This is a genomic window from Amaricoccus macauensis, from assembly GCF_014201905.1.
GTDB lineage: Bacteria > Pseudomonadota > Alphaproteobacteria > Rhodobacterales > Rhodobacteraceae > Amaricoccus > Amaricoccus macauensis.
Genome location: NZ_JACHFM010000007.1, coordinates 87,066 through 99,075, shown reverse-complemented (window position 1 = coordinate 99,075; position 12,010 = coordinate 87,066). Strand labels below are relative to the sequence as shown.

8 protein-coding genes are annotated in these 12,010 nt (G+C 69.5%); all 8 read left to right on the top strand.

All coding sequences use genetic code 11. The annotated features are described in order from the left end of the window. A partial coding sequence (locus tag HNP73_RS21735; RefSeq protein WP_281379323.1) for a calcium-binding protein occupies positions 1 to 602 on the top strand: 602 nt, incomplete at its 5' end. Between the two features lie 387 nt (positions 603 to 989). Further along, positions 990 to 2,126: a calcium-binding protein gene (locus tag HNP73_RS21730; protein WP_184155154.1), complete on the top strand. Its 1,137-nt coding sequence runs from the start codon at positions 990 to 992 to the stop codon at positions 2,124 to 2,126. 282 nt (positions 2,127 to 2,408) lie between these two features. Continuing rightward, complete coding sequence (locus tag HNP73_RS21725; protein WP_184155151.1) at positions 2,409 to 3,821, top strand: M10 family metallopeptidase C-terminal domain-containing protein; 1,413 nt, start codon at positions 2,409 to 2,411, stop codon at positions 3,819 to 3,821. Between the two features lie 180 nt (positions 3,822 to 4,001). Further along, on the top strand, positions 4,002 to 5,282 hold the full coding sequence (locus HNP73_RS21720; RefSeq protein ID WP_184155148.1) for a glycosyltransferase: 1,281 nt from the start codon (positions 4,002 to 4,004) through the stop codon (positions 5,280 to 5,282). A 434-nt stretch (positions 5,283 to 5,716) separates the two neighbouring features. After that, positions 5,717 to 7,210, top strand: coding sequence for a hypothetical protein (locus tag HNP73_RS21715; RefSeq protein WP_184155145.1), 1,494 nt, complete (start codon positions 5,717 to 5,719; stop codon positions 7,208 to 7,210). Positions 7,211 to 7,373: 163 nt separating this feature from the next. Next, positions 7,374 to 8,297, top strand: a complete 924-nt coding sequence (locus tag HNP73_RS24015; protein WP_221288997.1) for a sulfotransferase domain-containing protein — start codon at positions 7,374 to 7,376, stop codon at positions 8,295 to 8,297. A gap of 498 nt (positions 8,298 to 8,795) precedes the next feature. After that, positions 8,796 to 10,550 carry a type I secretion system permease/ATPase gene (locus tag HNP73_RS21705; RefSeq protein ID WP_184155139.1) on the top strand — a complete coding sequence of 585 codons (1,755 nt, stop codon included), beginning with the start codon at positions 8,796 to 8,798 and terminating at the stop codon, positions 10,548 to 10,550. Continuing rightward, the gene (locus HNP73_RS21700; RefSeq protein WP_184155136.1) at positions 10,547 to 11,965 is read left to right on the top strand and encodes an HlyD family type I secretion periplasmic adaptor subunit; all 1,419 of its coding nucleotides are present in this window, start codon (positions 10,547 to 10,549) and stop codon (positions 11,963 to 11,965) included. Before HNP73_RS21705 ends, HNP73_RS21700 begins: the two co-directional genes overlap by 4 nt. Positions 11,966 to 12,010 lie beyond the last annotated feature (45 nt).

Genomic DNA, 12,010 nt, shown 5'->3' with positions numbered 1-12,010 from the left:
CCCGCGGCAGCCAGGGCGGCGAGACGATCTTCGGCACCTCGGGGACGAACATCCTCGGCGGCCAGGGCGGCAACGACACCGTCGACGGCTGGCTCGGCAACGACTCGGTCTACGGCGACGACGGCAATGACCTCGTCTACGGCGGCCCGGGCAGCGACCTCGTGAACGGCGGCACCGGCAACGACACGCTGGTCGGCGGCGACGGCGTCGACCGGCTGAACGGCAGCACCGGGCGCGACGTGCTGCAGGCGGGCTCGGGCAACGACACCTTCATCTTCGCCGCGACCAGCGACTCGCCGCTCGGCGCCGCGGTCTGCGACGTGCTGCAGGCGGGCGGCGGCGCGCCGGCCTTCCAGGGCGCGGGCGCCGCGGCCGGCGACAAGATCGACCTCTCGCAGATCGACGCCAACGTCACCGCCGGCGGCAACCAGGCCTTCGTCTTCGGCGGCACGGGCAAGGGCCACGTCTGGTGCACGAACACCGGCACCACCACCACGGTCTACGCCAACACCGACAACGACGCGGCCGCCGAGTTCCAGCTCAGCATCCTCGACGGCGGCATCCTCGCCTCCGCCTACAAGGCAGTGGACTTCATCCTCTGAAGCCCGCCTGACCAGGAGCGGAGGGCGCTGGCGCGCCCCCCGCCACCCCCACCCGGACGATATTTTCCGCCGGGCGGCGATTTTCAGAAGATGGAGATTTTTCAGATGCTTCGCACTTTTCGACAGGGCCGGGAGTCCCCCCGCCCGCCTTCCCACCATCACGATCGGCACCACGATCGGCACCGGCAACCCGGCCGCGGAGGTCCGGCGCATCACCCCCGACGGGGATATGCGCCCACCTCGGCCGGCACGGCGGCGCGCTTCACCCTCTGAAGCTCCCGCCCGACCCAGGGCGGCGGGCGCCGCGCGCGCCCCTCGCCACCCCCGCCCGGCCGGTATTTTCCGACCGGCGGCCTCAAGACCCGATAGAAAATGGAGATTTTTCAGATGGCTATGCTTTTCGACAGGACCGGCGTCTCGGGCGCGACCCTCTTCTCACCCGTGACTCTCGCCAGCCCGGGCAATGACCTGATCTACGGCGACAGCTTCGACAACATCATCCGACCCGGGACCGGCAACGACACGGTCTACGGCGGCGACGGCAACGACTACATCGACGACTTTCCGGGCGGCGGCAACGACTGGTTCTTCGGCGAGAACGGCAATGACATCCTCTACGGCTACACCGGCAACGACTTCCTCTCCGGCGGCAGCGGCAACGACCGCCTCTACGGCGAGAACGACAGCGACACGCTGTCCGGCGGCGGCGGCGTCGACTCGGTCTATGGCGGCAACGGCAACGACTATGTCTACGACGACGACTTCGTCGCCTTCGACGTGAACGACGGCGGCGCGGGCAACGACTGGATCGACTACTCGCTCGTCACCTTCGGGCTCGGGCTCGTCACGATCAACCTCAACACCGGCGTCACCTCCGTGGCGGGGGGTGGCAACACCGAGCAGGTGACGGGCTTCGAGAACACCCGCGGCAGCCAGGGCGGCGAGACGATCTTCGGCACCTCGGGGACGAACATCCTCGGCGGCCAGGGCGGCAACGACACCGTCGACGGCTGGCTCGGCAACGACTCGGTCTACGGCGACGCGGGCAATGACCTGCTCTACGGCGGCCAGGGCAACGACCTCGTGAACGGCGGCACCGGCAACGACACGCTGGTCGGCGGCGACGGCGTCGACCGGCTGAACGGCAACACCGGGCGCGACGTGCTGCAGGCGGGCGCGGGCAACGACACCTTCGTCTTCGCCACGACCAGCGACTCGCCGCTCGGCGCCGCGGTCTGCGACGTGCTGCAGGCGGGCGGCGGCGCGCCGGCCTTCCAGGGCGCGGGGGCCGCGGCCGGCGACCGGATCGACCTCTCGGCGATCGACGCCAACGTCACCGCCGGCGGCAACCAGGCCTTCGTCTTCGGCGGCACGGGCAAGGGCCACGTCTGGTGCACGAACACCGGCACCACCACCACGGTCTACGCCAACACCGACAACGACGCGGCCGCCGAGTTCCAGCTCAGCATCCTCGACGGCGGCATCCTCGCCTCCGCCTACAAGGCGATGGACTTCATCCTCTGAAGCCCGTCCCTGCGAGGATCGGTCCCTGAGGATCGGCCCCTGAAGATCGGACGGCGGCCCGGCGCCTCGGCGGCGTCCGGGCCGCCCGCTTCTGCGGGCATTTCAAGACTGCCCGCTTTTCGCGGGCATCCCCCGGCCGGGCCTGTTAAGGGTGGCCCGGCATTGCCGTCACCGCCCGGCCAGCTTTTTTCCGGCAGGCCCCGGATCCCCGCGCGTCCGCGCGCGCCCGGGAATTGCCCCGACCCCGGGCCGCACTGATTCGAAGCGGGAGATCCCGAGACCATGTCGACGCTGCCGACCTATGTGAACGACCAGATCGCCGAGCAGATCGGCGAGGGGTATTATGGCGCGGACCTGCGCTGGAACCTCGACAGCACCGGCCCCCATGCGCAGGCGGGCGTCATCACCTACGATCTGAGTGCTCTCAGCCCGGCGCGGGCGGCGCTCGCCCGGCAGGCGTTCGGGCTTTACGAGGCGGTGCTCGACATCGACTTCCGCCCCGTGGCCGGGGCCGCGGACATCCGCTTCGCCGACCGCGGCAACTCGGCCAACACCCGGCTCCTTCCGGACGGCGACACGATCACCGGGGCGGTGATCAACATCGCCGCCCGCTGGGACGGCGGCGGCAGCACCACCGGCGATTATGTCTTCCAGACCTTCCTGCACGAGATCGGCCACGCCCTCGGCCTCGGGCATCCCGGGCCCTACAACGAGACCGCGACCTACGTCACCGACACCAATGACCCGGACTACGGCGACAACTCCAACACCTTCCTGAACGACAGCTGGCAGGTGTCGGTCATGTCGTACTTCAGCCAGAGCGAGAACACCTCGATCAAGGCGGACCATGCCTACCTGATCTCGCCGATGGTGGCCGACTGGATCGCGCTCGATGCCAAGTACGATCTCGGCGGCTTCACCGGCAACACCACCTGGGGCTTCAACTCCACGGTGCCGGGCACGCTCTATGCCCACCTCGCGCGCTTCGCCAACAAGACCGCCTTCACCATCGTCGACACCGGCGGCAACGACACCGTCGACTTCTCGGGCTACGGCGCGGACCAGCGCATCAACCTCACCGCCGCGTCCTACTCCGACATCGGCGGGCTCAAGGGCAACATGGCGATCTCCCGCGGCTCGCTGATCGAGAACGCCGTCGGCGGCGCGGGCTCCGACACGCTCCTCGGCAACGCCGAGGCGAACGGCCTGCGCGGCGGGGCGGGCAACGACGACCTGCAGGGCGGCGCGGGGACGGACCGCCTGCATGGCGGCATCGGCTCGGACCGGCTGGCGGGCGGCGTTGGCGCGGACGAGCTCATCGGCTTCGCCGGGCGCGACGTGCTGATCGGCGGCGGCGGACGCGACACCTTCGTCTTCGGCGCCACCTCTGAATCGGCGGGCCGCACCTCCGACGTGATCCGCCCCGGCGGCGGCGCGCCGGCCTTCGAGGGCGCGGGCGCGGCCCTTGGCGATCTCATCGACCTCTCGGGGATCGACGCCAACACCGTGCGGCCGGGCGAGCAGTCCTTCGTCTTCGGCGAGCCCGGGCGCGGCCATGTCTGGTGCGTCGAGTCCGGCTCGCGGACGGTGGTCTACGCCGACACCGGCGGCGGGTCGCTGCCGGAATTCCGCCTCGACATCCTCGACGGCGACGTCCGCGCCGCCGACTACACGGTGGATGATTTCATCCTGTGAAGGCCCGGGCGCGGGCGCCCGGGCAGGGAAGGGGGGCGTAAACCGGGCTTGAAATCCGGTTAACGCCAAAAGTTTAGTCAAGCCATATCAATTGCTTGACCAGCTGCGCACCGTGCGCGGGGCCTGGTCTGGCGTCACCGTGGTTTGACGCCGGCCCCCGGCCTCTGTTTCATGCGCGCCATGACCAGGTCACGCTCTCCCGCGCGCCCGCTCCGGCGCATCGTCTTCGCCCACAAGAACTTTCCCGCCCAGTTCGGCGCCTTCGGCGAATGGCTGGCGGGCGAGGGGCGCGAGGTGGTGTTCCTGACCCAGCGCGCCGGCGCCGCGCACCCGGCGATGCGGGTCCTCGGCTCCCCCGACCACCGGGCGCCCGCCGAGGGCACGCACCGGTATCTCAAGGGCTTCGAGGCCGGCGTCATCACCGCCCAGGCCTTCGCCCGGGCGGGCGCGGGCCTGCGCGGCGAGGGCTTCATCCCCGACGTCGTCATGGCCCATGCCGGCTGGGGGGCGGGGACATTCCTGAAGGACGTCTGGCCCGAGGCGCTCTCGGTGCCCTACTTCGAATGGTACTACAACTGGCCGCACCCGGACCGCACCCCCGAGGACGGCCCTCCCGGCGAGCCGCTCGACACCCGCGCCCGCACCCGGATCCGGAACGCCCCGCTCTGGGCCGACTTCTCCGCCGGCGACCGCGCGCTCTGCCCGACCCGCTTCCAGGCCGCGCAGTTCCCGCCCTGGATGCGCGAGCGGCTGACGGTGATGCACGACGGGGTCGACACCGACGTTCACTCCCCCGGCGACCGCGGCCGCGAGATCCTCGCGCGCTGGGGCGTGCCCGAAGACGCCGAGGTGGTGACCTCGATCACCCGGGGCATGGAGCCGCACCGCGGCTTCCCCGAGACCATGCGCGCCCTCAGCCAGCTGCAGCGCCGCCGCCCGCGGCTCCACGCGCTCATCGGCGGCGAGGACCGCGTCGCCTACGGCGCGCAGCTCCCCAAGGGCGAGAGCTGGAAGGCGCGCATGCTGGCCGAGCTCGACCTCGATCTCTCGCGCATCCACTTCACCGGGCTGCTCTCGCGCTCCGACATGGTGGCGGTGATGCGCGCCTCGGACGCCCACATCTACCTGACCGTGCCCTTCGTGCTCTCCTGGTCGCTGCTCGACGCCATGTCGACCGGCTGCCTGCTCGTGGCGAGCGACACCGCCCCGGTGCGGGAGTTCATCGAGGACCGGGTGAGCGGGCTTCTGGTGCCGCCGCACGACGTCGACGCCCTCGTCGCCCGCCTCGAGACCGCGCTCGACGCCCGCGGCGGCGGCCTCGAGGCGCTGCGCACCCGGGCGCGGGCCAGGATCACCGGCGAGCTCGACGCCCGCCGGGTGATCTGGCCGAAGAAGCTCGCCTGGCTCGAGGCCTCCCTCGCGGCCCCGGCCGGCGCCGATGTCCGGCCCCGCCGCCGCTGACGCTGACGCTCCGCCGGCGGCAGGAAACTCATCTTCGGGATCACCGGCACCGTCTGTGGCGGCCCGCTTCGCTCTCCGGGCATATGGCGGGGCCGTACTGGGGCCGTACTGGGGCGGTACTAAAGGCGCCCTGTCATGACAGCCGCATCATAACATAAGCTCTGGACCTAATCCCAAATCTTTTGCGATTATAGACCTGTCGATCGCTCCTCCCTGATTCGGTGTACTGTCAATATCATTGACAGTACCTGGTCGTTTCGAGGTGGAAACGTTCACTAACCTTGCACAGGCTTTGGCGGGAGGGGGACATCATGACCCAAGTTCGGGTTTGGCTCAGTCATGATGGATATCGGGATCCCGATGACAATCTCTCCATGCTGCTCGGTGCCGCTTATGCCCGAACTGTCGCGCAGTCATCAGGGTCATCCGTCAAGGTGGGTGGAATTCTATTCGGAGATACCAAGGACGGGGGCCAATACTACACGCTCAATCCTGGTGGCCAGGCCCCGAGCAGTTTCGGAACCGATGCCCGCTACGGCAACGCAACCGCCAACAAGCAGGCGGCGGGCAACTACGCCTTCTTTCAGGAATACGGCAAGGCGGCGATGAAGTCGCTGGGGTCGGGATGGAAGCTCTACGATCTGCTCGCCTCGGATCAGGGCGGGCTCCGGGCCTGGAACTTCAACGCCACGGCGAAGTCGCAGATCACCGGGGCGTCGCAGGCACTGGCCGATGACATCCTCAACGCCATCGGCCAGACCGGCGCGGCGACGACGCCGGCGAAGATCGTGGTCTATTCCGCCGGCGGCGGGGCAAATGTCGCGGGCGAGACGATCGGCTACCTGCTGAACCAGGGCCACAGCATCGCGACACTGCTCAAGCACTTCGTCGTGGTCCAGCACGGCAACAACTGGGTGACGAACTACGAGAGTGCGGCGCGCGATCTCACCCGCGAGTTCACCGTGGCGATCTCGAACCAGAACTATGCCAGCTACGCGAATGGTGATCCGGGGCCGGACCTGAAGCACGCGCTCACCGCGAAGGTGACGGGCGATACCGTCTTCGCCGATGCCTTCGACAAGGCGCTCGCGGTCGCGACCGGCGGGCAGGCGTTCGCGAACCTGCCCTCGGGGGCGACGTTCAAGACCACGCTCGACGCCTCGGACGCGGGCAGCCACGCCTTCGCGGCGAACCCGGCCGCGCTCCTCGCGGCGATGGCCAGCCGGCTCGCGAGCAACGAGGGGCTGCAGGAAGGCTACGACTGGGCGCATCTCATCGACACCGGTTCCGGCACCCGGCTGCGCGAGATCGTCTCGAACTTCGACGCCGCGGCGATCTCGAAGCTGCTCTGGGGCAGCAGCAGCGGGGCGAAGCCCGGCAGCCCGGCCGCACCCCCCGCTCCCGGCCCCGATACCGGCCCCGATACCGGCACGGAAGCACCCGAAGGCGGCACGGGAGTCGCCCGGACAGTCCTGAGCCTCGCTTCCGGCAATGACGACCGCGAGACCCTCGGCGGCAGCACGAGCATCGATCTCGACCTCGGCATGAACACGACCCCCACCGGCAAGCAGGCGAACCGCGTGACGCTGCACTTCGGCGACCTGGCAGCGGCCGGGGACGGCGAGGGCGACGGTCACGGCACGATCGAGAGCGCCTACCTGCTCTTCGAGGCAAAGCGCAGCGCGACGGCTACCGGGCATCTCACGATTGCCGCCGAGGGCATTGGCGAGAGCGTCGGCTGGGCTCCCGGCGCCTGGACCGCGGGGGGAAGCTATCGCTCGGCCGACGTCTCGGCGCTCGTCGAGGCGGCACTTGCCGACGGCGACGACGCGATCACCTTCGACATCACCGGCTCCGGTACGCACGTGGCGCACTCGTTCGAGGCGAACGGCGGCCCGCAGCTCATCATCGACTGGCATCTCGCCTGAGGGCCACGCGCCATCGGGTTCCTTGTGACCCGGGTTCCTTGTGACCCGGGGGGCTTGCGGTCGGGGGGTGCAGCCGGGGGGTTTTTGCGGTCGCGAACTGGACCCCCGCCGCCACGCGGGGTAAGATCGCGGCTTGCGTACCCGTTGCCGTCCGGGAGTTTCCGTGTCCGTCCCTGTGCCTCCGTCTGCGTCCGTTTCCGCTCCCGCGACCTTCGCGGGCGTCACCACAGAGGCCGCCGCGACGGCCCCGGCTTCCGCCACGGAGACCGGGCTCGCCGTGATCCCGGCCGACCGCTTCGCGCTCATCATCGGCTCGATGAAGTGCGCCACCACCTCGCTCTTCGCCTATCTCGCCGAGCATCCCGGGATCGCGCCGTCGATCGTCAAGGAGCCGGAGTATTTCTCGCGGCACCAGGGCCACCGCCATCCGGTGGCGCGCTACGAGGAGCTGTGGCCCGACTTCGACCCGGACCGGCACCGCTACGCCATGGAAGGCTCCACCGGCTACACCAAGTTCCACGAGCGCGGCGCGGCGGAGACGATCCGCGCCTACGGCCTGCGGCCGAAGCTCATCTACATCGTGCGCAACCCGTTCGACCGGATCGAATCGCACTACAACTTCATGCTGCAGGACCCCGAGTGGCGCTTCGCCATCACCGATCCGACCCTGGTGCAGACCTCGAACTACTGGCTCTTCGCCGATGAATTCGCCCGGGCGTTCGGCCGCGAGAACCTGCTGCTGCTCGACTACGAGACGCTGTCGCGCGATCCGCGGGAGACGGTGAACGCCGCCTGCCGCTTCCTCGGGCTCGCGCCGCTCGAGACGATCGCGGCCCCCGAGGCGCGCAACGTCACGGAGCTGCCGCGCTCGGGGTTCGAGCGCCGGCTCCGGCGGCTGCTGCCGGGCGTTGGCGGCGGCGTCCCGGAAGTGGTGAAGGCGCCGGTGCGCCGGGCGCTCGCGGCGCTGCGCCCCGACAAGAGCCGGCTCTCGGCCGCCGAGCGCGCCCGGGTGAAGGAGACGCTCGCGCCGGACATGGCCCGGCTCAACGCGGACTTCGGCGTCGACGTGGGGAAGTGGGGGTTCTGAGGCGGGCCCGGGGAGCAACAGGCGCCCCCCGTACCCGGCCTACTGCCCCGTAACGACCCCGGCCACCGGCCCGGACAAGCCGGGCAGGCGGCGGCCATTCGGGCCTGCTAACCGTTCTTATGTTGTCGGATCCTGCTGTCGACCGGGCGCCGGCGACAGGATCGGCCGGTTCCGCCGGCCCGTCGCGCAATCCTGTTCGAGATAAGCGAACAGCCGCCGAGAAATTTCCCGCGCGGGAACCACTCTGGTGTGATAGCTTCTGAGGGATTACGAATCTCGCCCGGAGATTTGCGAACGATCCGGGCGATCACCAGAGTAAAATTGACTTGATTGTACGGATGTGGGGCTGGCCCGACCGACGGGAGTCCGTCTATTGGCGGACCTGTCGCGGTACGGGAACCACCAGTAACCGCAAAGGATCGGATCTGGTCGATGATTCGGCTCGGGTATGATACGACCTGTGCCGACATGGCATGACCGCGACGGAAAGGGTAACGAGTGCAGACCACGGCGACGGAAAGCCCGCAAGCGGCGCTGAAGGGAACGAAGCGGCTCTTCATTTCACTCGGGCTGTTCAGCCTGTTCGTGAACGTGCTGATGCTCACCGGCCCGCTCTACATGCTGCAGGTCTATGACCGGGTGCTGTCGAGCCGGTCCACGGCGACGCTGGTGTCGCTGACCCTGCTCATCGCCGGTCTCTACATCATCATGGGCGTGCTCGACTACGCCCGCGGCCGGATCGCCGCCCGCGTCGGCGCGCTGATCCAGACCCGGCTCGATCCCAAGGTCTTCGAGGCCGGCCTCAACCGGGCGCTGGTCTCGGGCGAGCGCGGCCGGCCCTGGTCGGGCCTGCGCGATCTCGAGGCGGTGCAGCGGTTCATGGCCTCGCCGGTGCTCTTCGCGCTCTTCGACATTCCGTGGACCCCGATCTTCCTCTTCGCGATCTTCACCTTCCACCCCTATCTCGGCTGGCTCGCGGTCGCGGGCGGCATCGTGCTCGTGGGCATCTCGCTGGCCAACCAGCAGATGACCAAGCGCTCGACCAGCGAGGCCACCGCCACCGCCATGGTCTCGGACTCCTTCGCCGAGACGGTGCGCCAGCAGGCCGAGGTGGTGCAGGGCCTCGGGATGCAGGGCGCCGTGCTCACCCGGTGGCAGAAGAACCGCAACCGGGCGCTGCACGCGAACCTCGTCTCCGCCGACGTGGTGAACCAGTTCTCGACGATGTCGAAGACCCTGCGCTTCTTCCTGCAGTCGGCGATGCTCGGCCTTGGCGCCTGGGTGGTGCTCCGGGGCGAGATGAGCCCGGGCTCGATGATCGCGGGTTCGGTGCTTCTCGGCCGCGCCCTCGCGCCGATCGAGCAGCTGATCGGCGGCTGGGCCCTCGTCACCCGCGCCCGCCAGGGCTGGACCTCGCTCGAGACCCAGCTCGCCAAGAGCCCGACCGCGAAGAAGCACCTGCAGCTTCCGGTGCCCAAGCCCCGGGTCGAGCTGGTCGGCGTCACCGTGGTGCCGCCCGAGCAGCAGCGCCCGAGCCTGCGCGCGGTCAGCCTGAAGCTCGCCCCCGGCCAGGCGCTCGGCGTCATCGGCCCCTCGGCCTCGGGCAAGTCGACACTCGCCCGCACGCTCGCCGGCATCTGGAAGCCGGTCCAGGGCAGCGTGCGCCTCGACGGCGCCGACATCGAGCACTACGGCAGCGACCTCGGCGGCTACATCGGCTACCTGCCGCAGGACATCGCGCTCTTCGACGGCACGGTCGCGGAGAACATCGCCCGCCTCTCGGTCGCGCCCGATCCCCAGAAGGTGGTCGAGGCGGCGAAGAAGGCCGGTGCCCACGAGATGATCCTGAAGCTGCCCGACGGCTACGACACCCAGCTCCTCGTCGGCGGCGCGCGGCTCTCCGGCGGCCAGCGTCAGCGGATCGCGCTCGCCCGGGCCATGTACAACAACCCCGCCCTCGTGGTGCTCGACGAGCCGAACTCGAACCTCGACGGCGAGGGGGGCGAGGCGCTGATGCATGCGATCCGCGCCATCAAGGCGGACGGGCGCATCGTCGTCATCATGGCGCACCGCCCGGCGGCAATCTCGGAATGCGACCTGCTTCTCGTGCTGCACGAGGGTGTGGTGCAGGCCTTCGGGCCGCGTGACGAGGTGCTGCGCGAGCAGGTCAGGAACCACGCCACCATCGCCCTGCGTCCGCAGGACGGTGGCGCCCAGGCCGCGGCACCGAAGGCGGAGGCCGTCAACCAATGAAACTTCCCCACATGTTTTCCCGCTCCGGCCCGTCGAGGGCCAGCCAGTCAGGTGCCAGCCAGTCCAAGGCCAGCCCGCTCGCAGACGGTCAGGTCGAGACCGAGGCCGGTCCCGCGCCCAAGACCTTTGACTGGAGCTTCCGGCCGTTCGTGCTCCTCGGCTATGCCACTCTCGCGATCCTGGTGATCGGCCTCGGCGGCTGGGGCGTCTATGCCCGCATCGCCGGCGCGGTGATCGCCGCGGGCACCGTCGAGGTCGAGGGCAACCGCCAGGTGGTGCAGCACCCGATGGGCGGCGTCGTCACCGAGATCTTCGCCCGCGACGGCGACGTGGTGCAGAAGGGCGACGTGATCCTGCGCCTCGAGGGCGACACCCAGCGCGCCGAATTCCAGACCGTCGAGGGCCAGTACTTCGAGCTCGTCGCCCGGCAGAACCGGCTTGAGGCGCTGCGCGACGACAAGGACTCGATCACCTTCGACGAAGAGCTCGTCGCCCGCTCCGCGGACGAGCTCAACCTTCAGGAACTGCTGACGGCCCAGCAGGGCCAGTTCGATGCGAGCCGCGACACGCTCCACAAGGAGCAGAGCCAGCTCGACGAGCGTTCGGCGCAGATCGAGAAGCAGATCGAAGGGCTCGACTTCCAGCTCGCCGCCACCCGGGAGCAGGTGGACCTGACCGCCCAGGAACTCGCCGCCCAGGAAAAGCTCATGAGCCAGGGCCTCACCCAGCTCACCCGGGTGCTGTCGCTGCGGCGTGACCTCGCCCAGCTCAAGGGCACCCAGGGCGCGGCCCAGGCGTCGGTCGCCGAGAACCGGGCGAAGATCACCGAGATCGACCTCGAGAAGCTGAAGATCGAGAACAAGCAGCGCGACGACGCCATCGCCGAGCTGCGCGAGATCGAGTTCCGCGAAATCGAGCTGCGCTCCCGGCGCACGGCGCTCGGCGAAGAGATCTCCCGGCTCGACATCCGCGCGCCCGTGACGGGCGTGGTCTATGGCTCGGCCGCCGACACGCTCCGTGGCGTGGTGCGCGCCGCCGAGCCCATTCTCTACATCGTGCCGCAGGACGTCGATCTCATCGTCCGCACCCAGATCGACGCCGCGAAGATCGACCAGGTCCACGTGGGCCAGACCGCGACCATGCACTTCTCGGCCTTCGACGCGCGCACCACCCCGGTCGTCGCCGGCAAGGTGTCGAAGGTTTCGGCCGACATCTTCACCGACGAGCGCACCGGTCACGCCTATTACCGCGCCGACGTCGCCCTCGACGACACGATCCTCGCCGAACTCGAGGGGCGGCGCCTCGTCCCCGGCATGCCGGTCGAGGCCTTCATCTCCACCGAGGACAGGAGCGCGCTCTCCTACTTCGTGAAGCCGATGGCCGACTACTTCACCCGGGCGTTCCGCGAGCGCTGAGCGCCGCCGCCGCCCGCCCTGCCCTGTCCACGCGCCCCTTCGGGG